At 50.0% G+C, this 16,727-nt stretch carries 13 protein-coding genes and 1 tRNA gene; 5 read left to right on the top strand and 9 right to left on the bottom strand.

Annotated elements, in window-relative coordinates; genetic code table 11:
* The first annotated feature begins 44 nt into the window (after positions 1-44).
* From L6472_RS12600 to L6472_RS12585, 4 genes are all read left to right on the top strand, one after another.
* Entirely contained in the window at positions 45-1,940 is a 1,896-nt protein-coding gene (locus L6472_RS12600; protein ID WP_237805633.1) for a hypothetical protein, read from the top strand.
* A 22-nt stretch (positions 1,941-1,962) separates the two neighbouring features.
* The gene (locus L6472_RS12595; protein ID WP_237805630.1) at positions 1,963-3,357 is read left to right on the top strand and encodes a DUF5723 family protein; all 1,395 of its coding nucleotides are present in this window, start codon (positions 1,963-1,965) and stop codon (positions 3,355-3,357) included.
* 94 nt (positions 3,358-3,451) lie between these two features.
* Positions 3,452-3,523: transfer RNA gene (locus L6472_RS12590), tRNA-Arg, on the top strand.
* Between the two features lie 22 nt (positions 3,524-3,545).
* The gene (locus L6472_RS12585; RefSeq protein ID WP_237805628.1) at positions 3,546-4,361 is read left to right on the top strand and encodes an RNA methyltransferase; all 816 of its coding nucleotides are present in this window, start codon (positions 3,546-3,548) and stop codon (positions 4,359-4,361) included.
* A gap of 20 nt (positions 4,362-4,381) precedes the next feature.
* On the opposite strand, the gene L6472_RS12580 is transcribed toward L6472_RS12585, so the two are convergent.
* From L6472_RS12580 to L6472_RS12560, 5 genes are all read right to left on the bottom strand, one after another.
* The gene (locus tag L6472_RS12580; RefSeq protein WP_237805626.1) at positions 4,382-6,157 is read right to left on the bottom strand and encodes a membrane dipeptidase; all 1,776 of its coding nucleotides are present in this window, start codon (positions 6,155-6,157) and stop codon (positions 4,382-4,384) included.
* Positions 6,154-6,627, bottom strand: coding sequence for an Lrp/AsnC family transcriptional regulator (locus L6472_RS12575; protein WP_237805624.1), 474 nt, complete (start codon positions 6,625-6,627; stop codon positions 6,154-6,156). The genes L6472_RS12580 and L6472_RS12575 overlap by 4 nt, the downstream gene beginning before the upstream one ends.
* 362 nt (positions 6,628-6,989) lie before the next feature.
* Complete coding sequence (locus L6472_RS12570; RefSeq protein ID WP_237805622.1) at positions 6,990-7,892, bottom strand: FKBP-type peptidyl-prolyl cis-trans isomerase; 903 nt, start codon at positions 7,890-7,892, stop codon at positions 6,990-6,992.
* A 2-nt stretch (positions 7,893-7,894) separates the two neighbouring features.
* Positions 7,895-8,746, bottom strand: coding sequence for an FKBP-type peptidyl-prolyl cis-trans isomerase (locus L6472_RS12565; protein ID WP_237805620.1), 852 nt, complete (start codon positions 8,744-8,746; stop codon positions 7,895-7,897).
* A 53-nt stretch (positions 8,747-8,799) separates the two neighbouring features.
* Positions 8,800-9,408 carry an FKBP-type peptidyl-prolyl cis-trans isomerase gene (locus tag L6472_RS12560; RefSeq protein ID WP_237805618.1) on the bottom strand — a complete coding sequence of 203 codons (609 nt, stop codon included), beginning with the start codon at positions 9,406-9,408 and terminating at the stop codon, positions 8,800-8,802.
* Between the two features lie 231 nt (positions 9,409-9,639).
* Between L6472_RS12560 and L6472_RS12555 the strand changes: the two genes are divergently transcribed.
* The gene (locus tag L6472_RS12555) at positions 9,640-10,443 is read left to right on the top strand and encodes a gluconate 5-dehydrogenase (protein WP_237805616.1); all 804 of its coding nucleotides are present in this window, start codon (positions 9,640-9,642) and stop codon (positions 10,441-10,443) included.
* 516 nt (positions 10,444-10,959) lie between these two features.
* Here the strand turns inward: L6472_RS12555 and L6472_RS12550 are convergent.
* From L6472_RS12550 to L6472_RS12535, 4 genes are read right to left on the bottom strand one after another with little or no spacing between them, the layout of a single operon-like run.
* A complete protein-coding gene (locus L6472_RS12550; RefSeq protein ID WP_237808032.1) occupies positions 10,960-11,298 on the bottom strand; it encodes a DUF2149 domain-containing protein in 339 nt (112 codons plus the stop codon).
* Positions 11,279-11,884 carry a MotA/TolQ/ExbB proton channel family protein gene (locus L6472_RS12545; RefSeq protein WP_237805614.1) on the bottom strand — a complete coding sequence of 202 codons (606 nt, stop codon included), beginning with the start codon at positions 11,882-11,884 and terminating at the stop codon, positions 11,279-11,281. Before L6472_RS12545 ends, L6472_RS12550 begins: the two co-directional genes overlap by 20 nt.
* Positions 11,885-11,893: 9 nt before the next feature.
* The gene (locus L6472_RS12540; protein WP_237805612.1) at positions 11,894-12,571 is read right to left on the bottom strand and encodes a hypothetical protein; all 678 of its coding nucleotides are present in this window, start codon (positions 12,569-12,571) and stop codon (positions 11,894-11,896) included.
* 2 nt (positions 12,572-12,573) lie between these two features.
* The gene (locus L6472_RS12535) at positions 12,574-16,725 is read right to left on the bottom strand and encodes a cobaltochelatase subunit CobN (RefSeq protein WP_237805610.1); all 4,152 of its coding nucleotides are present in this window, start codon (positions 16,723-16,725) and stop codon (positions 12,574-12,576) included.
* Positions 16,726-16,727 lie beyond the last annotated feature (2 nt).

The following is a 16,727-nucleotide window of genomic DNA, read 5'->3' as shown; positions in this document are numbered from 1 at the left end:
TTTTAGCCAATGATTATAAAACTCAATCTAAATATAAGATTAAAATGAAACACAACGGTAATCTCGCTTTTCTGCTCTCAGGGCTATTGGCTGTGGGTAGCGGTTATGTGTTGTCTGGTTGTACGGATAATAAGTATGATTTAGACAATCTTGACATGAAAGTTGGCATTGGTGGAAGTGGTCTTCAGCTACCTACCAACAACTCTGTGAAGAACATTACGCTTGACGACTTTATGGATCTTGACGAGTCAAGCAGTATAAGCACCGATGCTAATGGCGACTATGTATATCATGAGACGGGATCGGATATTGACGATGTAACGGTAGATCTCGGTGAGATTAAGGTGTCTAAGAGTGATCCTACTTCTTATCATATCGAAATCCCCAATATGCCGTCTTCTATTGAGTCGCTCAGTGTAGGGCAGTCGGCAACTTATACAGGTCCATCGATTAATGAACATGCCGGTACTTTCAGTAACCTTTCAGATGCTCAGGACTATGTTTCTAAGTTGGAATATGCCAGCGTGAACGGTGGCATACAGGTAAGGCTGAATTTCTCGAAGAAAGTTAAGCGCTATATCAAGAGCTTCTCTAAGATCGAAGTGCAGCTCCCAACCTATCTTGATATAGCCTTCAAGAATGCTGCTACAGACAATCCAAATGGTGGTGTGCTGGATACCAATCATCCTGGCAGGATTACCTTCTCGAACCTGTCGCCAATGAACGATATCTATTTAAACTTGCAGATTGTCGGTGTTGATTTCAGTGCCAATCGTCAGACAACGAAATATGGCGCTATCACTCTGGCGCCCACAGGCAAGCCTGGCGAGTCGCGTGTTTCCATGAAGGGTGATGTCTATATCGATGTGACCGTTGGTGATTTGGAGGTCCAGAATGTTGCGGTTGATGATGGTAAAAACTATGAAATTAATACCATTGTAACCACCCAGGATTTGATTGTGTCGGAGGTCAAGGGAAAGTTCACACCTACTATCAATGTTGATGAAAGTAAGATTGATCTGGACGACCTGCCTGACTTCATGACCAAAGACGAGGTGAAGCTTGATCTGTATAACCCACAGATTGTCTTTAATGCAAAGACCTCACTGCCTCTGCCTGGCACCATCAAGGCTACGATTATCCCAATGGAGGAAGATGGCACCGAGTCAAAGGATGAGCATGGTCAGTCGCGTAAGATTGTCGTTGACGGTATTAAGATTCTGGCAGGCAATAACCAGCTGAATAAGATCTGTATTGCCAAGCTGAACGAGGATATCCCAGAAGGTTGTACTGATGTGAAGACTGCCGACTTGAATAAGATCTTCTTGCCAAAGATGCCCTATCGCATTGAGGTGAAGATCGATGCAAAAGCCGATGAGGATAACGTGCATACGGTAGCTCTCGGCACCTATAGCATGAAGGATATCAACTATGAAGTCAACGTACCCCTGGCATTTGGCAATAGTGCTCAGATTGTTTACGATGATAAGTTCGATGGTTGGGCCGAGGATATGCCCGATGATATGGACTTGAACAACCTTAAGATAGAATTCACAGCCAAGGCCATCAATGGCATTCCTGCTTCAATGTCTGTCGAGGCAGAGGCTATCGGAAAAGATGGTTCTGTGATCAACGATGTTCAAGTGGTCATCACGCCAAAGGATGACGCCAATCCCAAGGCTGGCGTTGTGGCAGGCGCAACCAAGGATGCTTCTGGCAACCTTGTTGATGGCGTCACCGATCTGAAGATTGAAATCAATCCAACCCCCGATGCTAATGGTCTTTACTCTAATGATAAGTTAAAAGAGATAGACGGTCTGCGTTATAAGTTGGTGGCTAAACCCACACCTGGTGTTACGCTGAACAAGGAGACCCATAAAATCCAGTTAAAGGATATCTCTATCAAACTGGTCGGTGGCGTCATCCTCGATTTAAATTAACCCTTCAAACATCGAAAAGACTATGAAACTATATAAGTATATCTTAGCCGCTTCTGTCATGGCGCTGTCAACACAGGTTGTGGCACAAGAATTGAATTCTGCCTACTTCACGCAGGACTATAAATATCGTCATGACATGAACCCAGCCTTTGGCAACGACCAAGGCTATGTAGCCATCCCCGTCTTGGGCAACTTAAATGTTCGTACCCAAGGAAACTTTGGCTTGGGCGACTTGCTGTTCATGAATCCAGCCACTGGCAAATACGATCGCACTTTTATGCACCCCGATGTGTCTGTCGATGAGGCGCTGAAGGGCTTCCATGACGGTGCCAACAAATTCAATCTCGATCTTCGTCTCACCCTCATAAGTATTGGATTCAAAGGCCTTGGTGGCTACAATACCATTGAAGTCAACGAGCGTACGATGGTGGGCATGTCGTTGCCCTACGATTTCTTCCGTTTTGCCAAGGATCTGAGCAACAATGTCTATGACTTCAGTGATTTGGATATGCATGCTCACTCTTTTGCAGAAGTCGCTCTCGGTCACTCTCATCGTGTCAACGATAAGCTGCGTGTTGGTGCCAAGCTGAAAGCCCTGATAGGTGCTGGTCGTGCAGACTTCACCATGAATAATGTTCATGCTGAGCTGCTGCCTAATGCTCAGCAGTGGCGTATCACAGCCGATGCCAAGGCCGACGTTATGGTGAAGGGTTTCCAGTTCAAGTCAAAGAACTCAGAGTTTAAGACCAAGCCAGGCACTTACGAGCATATTGATGATGTCGATGTTGACGGTGGCGGTGTTGGTGGCTTTGGCTTTGCCGTCGATCTTGGTGCCACCTACAAGGTGCTGGATGAGTTGACTGTCAGTGCCGCTGTGACAGATCTCGGTTTCATTAACTGGTCAGAGCATGCGACGGCAGTTAATCCAAATAAAGAGTTTATCTTCAATGGCTTCCAAGATATGTCTGTGAAAGACGATGGCAATGGCGATACCTTCGATGATCGCCTTGATGAATACGGAGATCAGCTGGCCGAATTTGCCAATCTGCGTGACACGGGCGAGAAGGGCAGCAAGACCACTGGCGTTGGTGCAACAGCACGTTTAGGCGTAGAGTATGAACTGCCCATGTACCGCCAACTGTCGTTCGGCTTGTTGGGAACCCGCCGTTTCAATGGCGATTTCTCGTGGACAGAAGGTCGCCTGAGCGCTAACTGGAAGCCCTTGAAGTGGCTCGATGGTGGTGTCAATGTGGCTGTCAGCGATTTCGGGACCAGTGCTGGTTGGATTCTCAATATCCATCCTGTTGGCGCTAATATCTTTATTGGTATGGACCATATCATGGGTAAGGTGGCTAAGCAGGGTGTACCCCTCAAGTCGAACATGAATATTAACTTGGGTATGAACGTCGCATTCTAACGTTATTCCTATTAAAGTGAAATGCAAAAGAAAAGGCTGCTTTTCTTTTGCATTTCACTTTTTATTCGTACCTTTGCATTCACTTAAGCATGTTGCCCTGATAGTTAAATGGATATAACAAGGCTCTCCTAAAGCTTAGTTCCGAGTTCGATTCTCGGTCGGGGTACACCTTAAAAACTGATTACGACATGGCAGCAGCATCCGTTTTATCAAGTGCTCAGAACCCCAAGGTGAAGCGGTTGCTGGCACTTCAACAGAAATCATCAGAACGCCGACAGTCAGGCCTTTTTGTTGTAGAAGGGCTGCGCGAGGTACAACATTGTGTCGAAGCAGGCTATCAGCTCGACACCCTTTTCGTTTGTCCTTCGCTCTATGTTGATGAGGCACAGACCGAACAGCTGATGCATTCGCTTCCTGCTGATGTTCACATCTTCGAGCTGACACCGCAAGTCTATGAGAAGGTGGCCTATCGTGGCACCACCGAAGGTGTGATTGCCGAGGTCAAGACCCGTCAGCTTCAGTTAGAAGACCTTCAGCTCCGCGAGAATGCTCTCATTGTTGTGCTTGAGCGAGTTGAAAAACCTGGCAATCTTGGTGCTGTTCTTCGCTCAGCCGATGCTGCACAGGCCGATGCTGTCATCGTTTGTGATCCACTGACAGACCTTTATAATCCCAACCTTATTCGTAGCAGCATTGGTGCCATCTTCACGGTGCCCACCGTGGCATGCAGCAGTGATGCTTGTATCCGTTTCTTGCAGCAGCGAGGCATCAGCATCCTGACAGCGCAATTGCAGGATTCGCATCTCTACTATGATACCGACATGTGTCGTTCTACGGCTATTGTGATGGGAACTGAGTCAACTGGTCTGACGGACCAGTGGCGTCAAGCAGCGACGGCCCACATCCGTATTCCGATGTTGGGCCGTCTTGACTCATTGAATGTGTCTGTCAGCGCTGCCATCCTGCTTTTTGAGGCCGTACGTCAGCGCAATCCGAAAGCTTAGGTTCTCTTTCTCTTTTACTCTTAATGTTGTTGCTGCACTTGCTGCATCACCCTTAGGAAGTTGCCTCCCCATATCTGTTGTATGTCAGCCTCGCTATAGCGGCGCTGTAGTAGTTGGCGTGTAAAGTTTGAAAGCTCGCTCGCATTGGCAAGCCCTGGCACTCCGCCATCGCCGTCGAAGTCAGTGCCCAGCCCCACGTGGTCAATGCCCATCACCTTGATGGCATGGTCTAGATGTGCCATAGCATCCATGATGGTGGCTTTCTCGTCGGTGCGCAGGAAACCTGGATAGAGTGTAATCTGGCACACACCGCCAGCTTTGGCCAGCGCCAGCATCTGCTCGTCGGTGAGGTTGCGTGGATGGTTGCATAATGCTCTAGCCGAGCTGTGGCTGCACACAATAGGTGTGTTGCTAATCTCCAGGGCATCATAGAAACTGGTCTCAGCAGCATGGCTTAGATCTACCATTACGCCCAGCTCGTTCATACGTCGAATCACCTGTTCGCCGAAGGCACTCACGCCACCGTGTGTTGAGCTGCCTTTGGCCGAGTCACAGATGTCATTGTCGCCATTATGGCATAGCGTCATATAGACAATGCCGCGCTGAGCGAAGTGTTCCAAGTTCTCAATCCTTCCCTCAATGGCATGTCCGTTCTCGATGCCCAGCATGATTGACTTTCGTCCTGCCTGTTTGTTGACAAGCAGTTCTGCTGGTGTACGGGCGATGCTCAGGTAAGCACTGTTCTCCTTTGCAATACGTTCTATCTGGTCAAAGATGCCGTCGGCATAAGCCTTTGGACTCTCTTCCAGACCTTTCTGTGGGATATAAGCCACCATGATGGTTGCGTCGAGTCGTCCTTCGGTCATCTTGGGCAAGTCCACCAAGATGCGCTTGTCGCGCTGCTCGAAGTGGATGTTCTGTCCAAAGCACTCGGCTTTGCCGCTTTGTACCTTTAGGTCAAAGAACATCGGTGTGTCGCAATGTGTGTCTAATGTCAGTATGCGGTCGTGCACCTTTTGCACCTGGCGGAACTCCTTAGCCATGCTCACCAACCACTGAAATAGTGGCAGTCCATCGTCACCCATACATTCTGGGTGCCATTGCACACCAATCACCGACTTAAACTCCGTACTCTCGATCGCCTCAATGATGCCGTCAGCGGCATGGCCCACAGCGCGGAAGTGTGGTCCTGGTGCGTCCACTGCCTGATGGTGGAACGAGTTGACTGCGAGTTTTTTTTCTTCTTCACTTCCAAAGAACGGCTTGTAGATAGCATAAAGCGTGCTGTCTTCTTCCAGCGTGACTGTGTGCGTGGCCGTGGTGCGGTCGGCATCCTGCGAGTGCTTCACCGTCTGAATGTCTGATATGTCCTGCTTCACGTGTCCGCCCAGTGCCATAGCCAATGTCTGAATACCTCGACAGATACCCAGTATAGGCATCTGGCGGTTGAAGGCCAGTTGCGCTATCAGCAGTTCAGGTAAGTCGCGCTCCGTGTTGATGCCTCCCAGTTTTGGACATGGCTCCTCGCCAGCATAGAGTGGGTTATAGTCTGCACCGCCGCTCAGCAGGAGTGCATCGATGCCCTCCAAGACGCTCATGATCGCAGCTTTGTCGCTCGTGGGTGGTATGATAACAGGCGTGCCGCCGGCTGTTATAATCTGTTTATAATAGCCCTCAGCCAGTTTGCAAGTCAGTTCGTTGTAGTTTCCCGTAATACCAATGACGGGCCGCTCCTTTGCAGCATGCAGCTGTCTGTAGGCATCGGCCGTCTGCGACTTAAGGTCAAATGTGTTCATTCCGCTACGTCTTCAAAGTGTACCGGTATCTCTCGCTTAATGCTCTGCTCCAGCGAGATCAGAGTTTCTGTAGCTACCACACCGGGTATCTCCTGCAGTTGTCCGTTCAGCAGGTTCATCAGCTGCTCGTTGTCTCGTGCATAGAGTTTTACCATCATCGTGTATGGACCCGTGGTGAAGTGACTTTCCACTACTTCCGGAATCAGTTCCAGACGTTTCACAACGTCCTTATACATCGATCCCTTCTCCAGTGTGATACCAACATAGGTACATGTCTTGTAGCCCAGCGACTTAGGGTTAACGTCGAATCCGCTACCCGTGATGACATCATTGTCTATCAGGCGTTGTACGCGCTGATGGATAGCGGCTCTTGATACGCCACATTCTGCGGCAACATCTTTGAATGGGATACGTGCGTTTTTTGACAAGATGCTCAATATTCGCTTGTCTAAGTTGTCTATTTTTTCCATTCTTTTACTGTTTATTTAGCATTCTGAAAGCAAAAGTAAGTAAAAGAAATGATAATTGCAAGTTTTTTGCTAAATAATTTTCGAAAAACGGTGTTCTTACTAACACGAAGAAACGATAACCTTCCTACCTGTTGTGGGCTTGGGTTATCGTTTCTTCTGTTTCCTGTTGCTTCTTTTTTCCTCTCGGTTCTAAAACCATTTATATCGTTTCGTAGTTGTTTTTGTTCTCTTCCTTATTTTTCTGCAAAGTTAATATAAATCCTCTGCATTGTTATACCATGAAGAATAAAAGTTATTAAATGGACAAAAACTACATACGATTGACAAAAATCAAGGGTCAAGAAGGTCTTTATGGCATATTGTTACTTCTCAATACCTACCAGTTCTACATCGAAAATCAGTGTAGAGTAGGGAGGTATTTGTCCGGCTTGACGCTCACCGTAGGCCAGGTTCTGAGGAATAAACAGTTGCCATTTTGAACCTACGGGCATCATGGTCAGTGCCTCTGTCCACCCCTTGATCACCTGATCTGCGCGGAACGTAGCGGGTTCGGTGCCATGCTTTGACGAGGCGTCAAACACGGTGCCGTCAATCAGTCGGCCCTCGTAGTGCACCTTCACCTTGTCGGTTTTCTGTGGAACCTCGCCCTCTCCGCGTACCAGAATCTTATATTGCAGTCCGCTCTCGGTGGTGATGACGCCCTCTTTCAGTTTGTTCTCCTCTAAAAACTTGCGTCCCTCGGCGCTCAGCTTTTCGCTTTTTGCTTCTTTGTTCTTCTGTTGCAAGTCGCGGAACAGTTCGTCGGCTGGCTTAGATAGCTTTACGGTGCTGTCGTTCAGCAGTGCATCTGTGAAACCACGGAACAGCACCTCCTTGACAATGGTGTCGGGGGTGTCTGTGAATTCCCTCATGATACCAGGTAGCATCTGCTGTTTCAGTTGTGTGGCAATCTGCATACCGGCAAGGCGGGCTTTCGCCTCTGGAGTCTCGGCAGCGTTCACCACTTCGTTGAAACCACGCACGAAGTCAGCCATGTGGCTGTCGTCCACGTCAAAATGGCTTTTCAGATAGCTGTTCAGACCGTTGGTCATCATCTGTCCGGCAGCATAGCTCAGTGTGTCGTGACTGTTTGTCAGTGTCACAGGAACCACGCAGCATTCGGTCTTCTCCTGTTTCTTTTTCTTATCTTTCTTTTTACCTGCCTGTGCAGTAGAACAGAAAGCACCCGCCATGATGGCGAGTGCAATTATCAGTGATTTCTTCATATTTATTCAGCGTCTTTGATCTCAACCAACTCAACCTCGAAGATTAGGGCAGAGTAGGGGCGGATGCCACGTGAGCCCTGCTCGCCGTAAGCCAACTGATAGGGGATGTAGAGCTCCCACTTAGAACCTACAGGCATCATGGTCAGTGCCTCTGTCCAACCCTTGATCACTTGATTAGCGCGGAAGGTGGCGGGTTCGTCGCCATACTTGCTTGAAGAGTCGAACTCAGTTCCGTCAACCAAAGTGCCGCGGTATTTTACGCGAACGATAGAAGAATCGTTGGGGATGGCACCGTTACCAGCCTTCAGCACCTTGTACTGCAGACCGCTCTCGGTCACCTTCACGCCCTCTTTCTTAGCGTTCGCAGCCAGGAAAGCCTCTCCGTCGGCCTTGGCCTTCTCCTGTTGTGTCTTCTGAATCTGGTCCATCAGGCGCTGTGCAGTCTCGCCAGCTTCCTCGGGAGTCATGGTAGCGTCGCCCTTGATGCCGCCAATCAAACCAGCCAGCAGGTTGCGCATAGAGATAGTCTTGGTGGTGTCAGCACCGTAGATCTGCTCGTTCAGACCCTTCTTCCAGCGGTTGCCAATCTCCTGGCCCAGCTGGAAGCCTGCAAAGTAGGCAGCCTTCTTCTTGTCTTCTCCGGCGTTAGCACCATCCTTGATACCCTTAATAAATTCGGCAGTGTAGGTGGAGTCCTGAATCATCTGCTTCATGTAGGGAGAGTTGGCAACACCAATAGCGTAGGTCAGAGTGTCAATGTCACTTTTCAGACTTGCTTTAGGTGCACCGCCGTCGCACGAAACCAGTGCTACGGCTGCAATGGCCATACCGGCCACGAATGTTAATTTCTTCATTGTTTTTATTTGTTATTGTTATTACGTTGTTTCGTTCTTTCGTTGAATCATGCTTACTTCACGACCTCGAGCAGTTCTACATCGAAGATCAGTGTAGCGAAAGGAGGAATCATGGCACCTGCACCACCCTCGCCGTAAGCCAGACGGTAGGGGATGAAGAAGCGGTACTTGGCACCCTCCTGCATCAGCTGCAGTCCCTCGGTCCATCCTGCGATGACCTGTTGCAGTCCGAAGGTGGCGGGCTCGCCGCGCTGTACGCTGCTGTCGAACACGGTACCATCGATGAGGAAACCCTCATAGTGGCACTTCACCGAATCCTTTGCTGAAGGCTTTTTGCCATTTCCTTCCTTCAGCACCTGGTATTGCAGTCCGCTCTCGGTGGTGATGACGCCCTCTTTCTTAGCGTTCTCGGTCAGATATTTCTCGCCTTCTGCCTTGGCAGCCTTGCCCTTTTCGGCACGCTCGGCGTTCATTTTCTCTTCTTTCTTTGCAAAGTATTCCTGCACGATCTCTTGTGCTTCGCGGTGCGAAACCTTCAGTTCGTTACCAGCCAGCACGTCTTTGATAGACTGTGCGAAGTCATCTACGTTCAGGTCGTTGGCACCCATCTGTGCCAACTGCTGTCCAATACCCAGTCCCAGGGCGTAGCTTACTTTATCCATTTCTTTTCTTTCTCTTTATTTATAATGTGTAGTCGTGCTTAAAAAGCCGTGCAAAGTTAGAAAATAAATATGAATATAGCACGATGAATTATGAATTATTTTGTCCTATCGGTCAAAAATTAGTTTTTTTAAGTAAGTTTTTCTAAAGAAAGACGTGAAATGTGGTGGTGGTTGGAAATTAATTTGTAACTTTGCCCATCGAAAACAATTACTATTTTAATAAAACTAATTATGGCTAACATTTTTTCATTAGAGGGTAAGAATGCCTGGATCACAGGCGCTTCCTACGGTATTGGTTTCAACATCGCCAAGGCTTTTGTGGCTGCCGGTGCTAAGAACATCATCTTCAACGACATCAACGAGGCTGCCCTGCAGCGCGGATTGGACAATTACAAGGAGGCAGGTATCGAGAACGTGAAGGGATATGTTTGCGACGTCACCGATGAGAATGCTGTCAAGGCACTTGTTGAGAAGATTCACGAGGAGGTAGGTCAGATTGATATTCTGGTCAACAATGCTGGTATCATCAAGCGTATTCCTATGCATGAGATGAAGCGTGCCGAGTTCCAGCAGGTCATCGATATCGACCTCGTTGGTCCGTTCATCTGCTCTTCTGCTGTTATTCCCGAGATGATGGAGCGCCGCGAGGGTAAGATCATCAACATCTGTTCAATGATGAGCGAGCTGGGTCGCGAGACGGTCAGCGCCTATGCTGCCGCTAAGGGTGGTTTGAAGATGCTGACTCGCAACATCTGTTCAGAGTATGGCGAGTATAACATCCAGTGCAATGGCATTGGCCCGGGCTATATTGCCACACCTCAGACAGCACCTCTGCGCGAGCGTCAGCCCGATGGCAGCCGTCATCCGTTCGACTCGTTTATCTGTGCCAAGACTCCAGCAGGTCGCTGGCTCGAACCCTCAGAGCTGGGTGGTCCCGCCGTATTCCTGGCTTCGCATGCGTCCGATGCCGTCAACGGTCACGTGCTCTATGTCGATGGTGGTATTCTGGCCTACATCGGCAAGCAGCCTAAGTAAATCAGCCCACATGGTTGCAGCCCTGACAGAGGGCATGCCCATTTTGAGTAATCCCCCGGAAGTCAGGCAAATGACTTCTGGGGGATTTTAGGTTCACCAGCATTTCCTTGTGTGTGCCAGACTACGGGTCAAGCGAAAAATCATCGGGATAGGAACGGTTTTGCACTGTCATAGTGCTGCTTTCGTCTTGTTATAGTTTCGCTTTTGCGTTGTAATAGCTTAACTTTTGATCTCCGTCCAGCCCCTAGATGTGGCGCATCCAGCCCCTGGAACGGGTCGTTTTAGCCCCTGGATGCGGTTGTTCTAAGGGCTGGATGTAGAGCATCCAGGGGCTAGACTAGAAATGATAGCTTAGGTTTTAGACTTCAGAAACGCCTCTTCTAGACTTTAGAATACGTGCTTTTAGACTTAAAAACGACCCTCTCCAGACTCTGGAAATGCCAATTCAAGACTCTGGGAGCATCGCGAAACCTACGCAATTGCAACTGAGTTCACTAAATTTCTACTGAGCCCAGACTACTCATCTGGCACATAGATTATTTGACCGTTGTCCAACTGGTAGGCAGTACCGAGACGACGTCCTTGCGTGCCGCCTTCTGTCGTCTGTCCGCTGGCTTTGTAAGTGTTGATTTCCTTGCCCTCTTTGGTGATGATCTCCATGTTCTCCTTGCCAGGGTTCTTGACAATTGTAAAGTCTTCCTGTCCGAAGACCTCCGTCATGTTCATGTGCATCACCATGGCTACCATCAGCGACACGGCAAACACCATTGCCACATCAAACAGGTTGACCACCACGCTCAGTGGATCGCCATCGTCCTCCTGCAGTATATTGCTGTTACGCCTCTTTCTCATGATTCTGCTGATAAATTCGTGAAACATAATCCAAGCGGTTCACATCCTTGGCATACCACCGAGCTTTGAGCTGCTGGGTAAATAAGCCGACGGCAGAGATTACCAGACCGACGACGGTGGCCGAGAACACGACCTGCATGTTGTAGGCCATGCCGGAGATGTCGCCTGTTGACAGTCCGACCAGAGCTGGCGACATAGAAATGAGTGTGCCGATAAGTCCCAACACAGGTCCCAGCTTGGTCAGCAGACGAGATAGGTTCACATCCTTGGCGGCCTCCGTCTCATAATGACTGATGATGAAGTCGGCATACTCCTCTGTTGCAGGATGACTGAGCAGGTCGCTCAGATATTTGGTAAACAGCGCATTGGGCTTTTCTGGCAACAAGCTACGCAGGTGGCTGATACCTTCCGGGCGCAGTTCCTTGATGGTATCATCGAGCAACTGGCTGTTCTTGCGGCGAATCATGAACTGGCTGTACGTGCCGCCCAGCATGATGAGTGCGCGGATAAAGAATAAGATTAGCAGAATAACATCAGGAATCAGCAGCGAATTGGCTATTCCAAACAACCCTTTTGATATAATTTCCATAGTTCAGTATTACATTTTACGATTTGTTATATACCATTTGAAACGATTAAGCAAGAATCCTGCTACCGTCAGTAGTAGGAAGAGACCAAGCGTTCGGACCAACGAAAGCCAGTCAACGGGAGCCTCCTTGATGGCATAGACCATGCGTCCGTGCTCTGTGGCAATGAGCCCCAAGATGCACACGAAGACCGTGAGCAGCAGATGAAGTTCCAACCGGCCTGTCTCGTCAGGCAGTAGCCAGCAGACAGCTTTCGATAGTATCGGCAACAAGATGATGATGCCAACAGCGAAGACCATTGCCGTCGTGCTGAAGTCAACTCCTGTTGCTGCGAATATCGTCTGAGTGAGCAGATAGAACACGACGGGAAACATCAGCAGACTGGGATAGGCATAAAGCAATGCCCGCAACCATTTGCGACCGCCGTCCTGCAGTCTGTTCAGACAGAACGACAGCCCCACTGCCGACTCGATGGTAACGAGAATGGCCACCGTTTGTAAAGCAGAGATGTCTTGTAGAAAGTCGGAAATCTGTGTCTTCGACTGCAACACGGCATAGCGCACACTCCACCAGGCGAAGACTCCCAGCAGCAGACTGTATGTCAGTCGCTGCCAGAAGCGCCATAGGCTGAGCTTGAACACGCAGTTCAATACGATAAAGAGGATGAGTACATCGATAATCAGTTCCATAATCACTTACGTTTACGTCGCATGACGACCAGTGCTACAAAGAGCACCAAGACAATACCCACCACGAGAATGCTGCTCGTTGCGCTGCCTGTCTCCTCAGCTTCACCTATTTGGGTGGTCTGTTTCTCCATCACCATACCTTTTGCCTTGCTAAGGTCTTTACTCATACGTTGCTGATAAGCTTTACCTTGCGCCTGTGGAGCCTGCTGGGCAATAAACGCCTGAAGTTTGGGGTTGTTGCTTTCGAAGGTCGAACCTGTAGGCCCAAAACGATTGACGAGGTCGGTATGCAGTGCGGCGATGTCTGCCAATTGTTGGGGTGTGGCCTTCCAGTAGCCTTTACGCGCCGTCTCCATCATTGTTGCTGTCATCTCTTGCAGGGCACCGGGATTCACCTCGGCAAACTGTTGCTGAATGTCCAAATGATATTTGTCCTTGATATAGACGTCGTACACCTCATTCCACATCTCCTTATCAATATTCTTGGGCTTCATCACGTTCCAGCCGTAAGTGTTGCGCACCATCTCTGCAATCTCGTCGGTATGCAGGTCGCCACCTTTCAGCGCATTTTTGATATAAGACGGATTGAAGAGTTTGGTGCGGGCCTCTACGCCGATGGCCTCCTTGGAGTCCTGTATGCGGTAGTTGTTGCGATTGCGATAATCACTGAACACGGCATCAGGATCCTTACCCGTTACCTGACGCACCGCCATGTTCATGCCACCCATGAACTCATAGACATGGTCGAGCGAGAGGGCACCCCATGTATTGTTCTGTCGCGGCTGCACCACCACGTCAGTGCGTGTCAAGGCAGCCGAGAACGCTTCGTGCATATCGCTCATCCAGTGCTCCTGGTCACCATAGAAGGCTCCCATGTTGTTCATATAGACCTCGGCAATCTGCTGATCGTTGTCCCAGGCATTGCCCTGTTCCACCATTGTCTGTATGCCTGTGCCATAGCCACCGCCAGCGCCTCCAAAGACGCGGTACTGAGACATCTCACGGGCCTGTTTGGGTGAGATGCCCTTGTCGATGAGATAGCGCTCGCTCTCCTCAATGCCAGCCCGCACCTGATTGTCATACTGGTCATCGACTGCCTCTGCAGCCATGCGCACCGCCCTGTTGATAAGGAACAGTCGTGACGCTGCCAGATCGCGTAGCTGTCCAGAGGTCTGAACCACCACGTCGATACGCGGACGACCCAACTTCTCCGTTGGTATCAGCATCAGGTCGCTCACACGTCCGTAACGGTCTCTGACAGGTTCTACGCCCAACATGTAGAGCACCTGGGCGATGGTAGCACCACCCGTTTGGATGAACTCGCCCGACCATAGCGTGTAGCTGACCTTGCGGGGATATTCGCCATGGTGCTTCCTCTGATATTCTGCTATCGTGGTCTTGGCCAAAGCCACGCCCTTCTCCCAGGCATCTGCTGTGGGCGTCTCCTCTGCATTGATGGCAAAGAGGTTGCGTCCCGTAGGCAGCGTGTTGGGATTGACGATGAGGTCGCCGCCTGGCGATGGTGCCGTGTAGCCACCATTCAGTCCGTTCACCAGTGCCTGCAGTTCTTCTTTCGGACTTTCCGTCAGATACTGTCGGTAGCGGCCAATGTTACTCAGAGCCGTGCGCACCTCGTTGACGGCATGAGCCAGTTCCAGTTCCCGACGATCCACAATCTTTTCTTCCTGGGCTCCCTTCTCTTTGTGAGAGGTATTGGGGGAGAGGTCCCCCATCTGCTTTTTCAGTCCAGCCTCCATCTTCTTCAAGGCCTCTTCGCTTGCTCCCATCTTTTTGGCAATGGCAAGCATCATCTGAGGATCTTTCTTTGCCATCATCTTGCGCATGTTCCATTGCATCATCTTCGCAATAGGATTGCGCTTTGGTTCGGGAATCGTAGTTGCGCCATTCTTCATGTCACCCATCATCCCCATACCCCGAGACGTCTTGTTTCCATTCTTTCTCGATGCCGCCATCATCATTGCCATCATGCCCTTCGGAGCATTCTGCGCCTCAGTGATACTGTCGGCACGAGCAATCATCATGGGACTAAGTCCTGTGATTGCAGATAGCTGTTCCATCGTGAGTGGCTGACTGTTGCCATACAGACGATCTACCAGCGCTTCAGCACGTTTCAGGTAGATGGCATTGAACTTTGCGCGCTGTGAATCCAAACCGCTTGGCGCCTTTCCCCGCTGTCTGTCAAGGGTATAGAGACTGTGGGCGATGGGATCGACGGTCATGGAGAACACCGTAGAACGGATATCCTCCTGCGTATAGGGCACACCCATGACATACGGTGTGTCCGTAATCTTCTCGCTGGCCAGTTCCTCAGCGTAGTTGCCGATGCGCTCAATGTCTGCCTCTGAATAAGATGGACTCTCAATGCCCAGGTCTCTATGAAGTCCCAGTTGCTCTGTCAGCAGCTTGATGGTCTGTGCCAACTGCTGCTTGTCACCCTTGTTATTCTGATAGGCAAAGATGTTGTCTTGCAGTTTCTGATAAGTTTGGCGCAGCCGACTTTCATGGAAAGCAGGTGTGAGGTACGACAGCAATGTGGCATACGTGCGACGCTTGGCAATCATAGCCTCGCCCACATTGTCGATGGTGTAATAATAGAAGTGAGGCAGACTGCCCACCAGACGATCGGGCCAGTCGTTACTGTCGAGTGCAACCTGCTTCTGAGGCGTGAACTCCAATGAGCCGTGTGTGCCGAAATGCAACAGGGCATCGGCCTTAAAGTCATTCTGAATCCAGAGATAGGTGTCGATATAGTTCTGTGGCGGTTTCTGTCCTGTGCCATGAATGATCTTAAACACATCCTTTCCTTCACCAGCCAGCGGCTGAGGCAGCAAGGCGATGTTGCCATACAGAATGCGAGGAAAAGAGGCTGGGTCGTTGACCATCTGCATGACCTTCTGACGGAACTCAGTAGCTGTGGCGGGCAGACCGCTGACGTTGTAGCCCTGCGCCCGAAGGTTCACCAGCGTGTTGTAGAGCGACTGTGCCACGTCCATGCCACTGGCGGTGAGATTGCCTTGGCCAGGACCTTTGAAATAGACAATAGCCAGACGCTTCTCGCTATTCTTCTTCGTCTGCAGCGCCATCACATGGTCAACGGTCTTGACAAACTTCTCCAGACGGTCAGGTATGGCATAGGGATGCAGAAGTCCGTCGTCATCCTTGCGCAGCCCGAACACTGCTGTCGTGCGGATGGCACCGTCAATCTCTGGCATCACCACGCTCTGCGACATAAAGCCGCCAACCATGCCCATAGGGTCTTGTTGCCACTGCTCTATCTCCATATTCACGTTCAGCGGGTCGAAAAGCGGAATGTTCTGTTCTGTCAAGAACTCCACCATCTCGTCACCCAGTCGTCCGTGTGCCATGTTGATGATGGCATCGGGGCGTATCTCCTTGGCGAAGTCGAGCAGATGAAGGAACGAGGAGACAGGATAGACATTATACTTCCGAGCCACCAGCGACTTGATCAGTTCGGTGGGGTCGGTGATGAGTCCTGTCACCATAATCTTCTTGTTGCCCTCGAACCAAAGTCCCTGTTTCTTCATGAACTTCTCATAGTCGCCGACGCTGAGGAACTCATGTTCATCCTCGCCAGTCTGCTGGTCAGCCAGTGGATAGTACAGATAGTCACTTGGCTTTTGCTCTGGCAGCGCGATGTCACCGGTGCAGACAAGTTTTCCGTCAATGTTGCGACGCAGGAAGTTCAGCATGCTGCGATAGTTCTTCTTCGATTCACTCATCATGAATTTCGACAGCAGAACAGTCTCGTCGATGGTGAAGTTCGATATGTTATTGTCTGGATTGGTGGCCATCAACGTAAAGACAGGGACACCGCTGTTGGCCGCATCCTGTATCTGTTGCCGCTGTTCAGCGGTAATCTGCAGTCCCATGCCTGTTATCAGAACCACATCATAGTCGTCAAGTTCGTCCAGCTCGTCGGTCTTCACCTCGTAGAGCTTGATCATTGGATTGTCGTTGGCCTGTGAGAAAGCTTGCAGTGTGACGGGCTGGAAGTTGACGAAAGCAATTTTCGTGCGACTCAGCCAGTGGTTGTAGAACGTGAAGAGCAGCCACAGTAAGGCCACCATGCCTATTGTCTGCCACACACGTTTATGCCCTTTGAAAATTCTCATGA

The sequence above is a fragment of the Prevotella sp. E13-17 genome, assembly GCF_022024035.1.
In the GTDB taxonomy this organism is placed as follows: Bacteria; Bacteroidota; Bacteroidia; order Bacteroidales; family Bacteroidaceae; genus Prevotella.
Note: the sequence above shows the minus strand (reverse complement) of the source record. Positions and strands in the feature narration are given on the sequence as shown.

Excerpts from the sequence above, each read along its gene's own strand:
- L6472_RS12600 (WP_237805633.1), top strand. The coding sequence starts at position 45 with ATGAAACACAACGGTAATCTCGCTTTTCTGCTCTCAGGGCTATTGGCT.
- L6472_RS12595 (WP_237805630.1), top strand. The coding sequence starts at position 1,963 with ATGAAACTATATAAGTATATCTTAGCCGCTTCTGTCATGGCGCTGTCA.
- L6472_RS12585 (WP_237805628.1), top strand. The coding sequence starts at position 3,546 with ATGGCAGCAGCATCCGTTTTATCAAGTGCTCAGAACCCCAAGGTGAAG.
- L6472_RS12580 (WP_237805626.1), bottom strand. The coding sequence starts at position 6,157 with ATGAACACATTTGACCTTAAGTCGCAGACGGCCGATGCCTACAGACAG.
- L6472_RS12575 (WP_237805624.1), bottom strand. The coding sequence starts at position 6,627 with ATGGAAAAAATAGACAACTTAGACAAGCGAATATTGAGCATCTTGTCA.
- L6472_RS12570 (WP_237805622.1), bottom strand. The coding sequence starts at position 7,892 with ATGAAGAAATCACTGATAATTGCACTCGCCATCATGGCGGGTGCTTTC.
- L6472_RS12565 (WP_237805620.1), bottom strand. The coding sequence starts at position 8,746 with ATGAAGAAATTAACATTCGTGGCCGGTATGGCCATTGCAGCCGTAGCA.
- L6472_RS12560 (WP_237805618.1), bottom strand. The coding sequence starts at position 9,408 with ATGGATAAAGTAAGCTACGCCCTGGGACTGGGTATTGGACAGCAGTTG.
- L6472_RS12555 (WP_237805616.1), top strand. The coding sequence starts at position 9,640 with ATGGCTAACATTTTTTCATTAGAGGGTAAGAATGCCTGGATCACAGGC.
- L6472_RS12545 (WP_237805614.1), bottom strand. The coding sequence starts at position 11,884 with ATGGAAATTATATCAAAAGGGTTGTTTGGAATAGCCAATTCGCTGCTG.
- L6472_RS12540 (WP_237805612.1), bottom strand. The coding sequence starts at position 12,571 with ATGGAACTGATTATCGATGTACTCATCCTCTTTATCGTATTGAACTGC.
- L6472_RS12535 (WP_237805610.1), bottom strand. The coding sequence starts at position 16,725 with ATGAGAATTTTCAAAGGGCATAAACGTGTGTGGCAGACAATAGGCATG.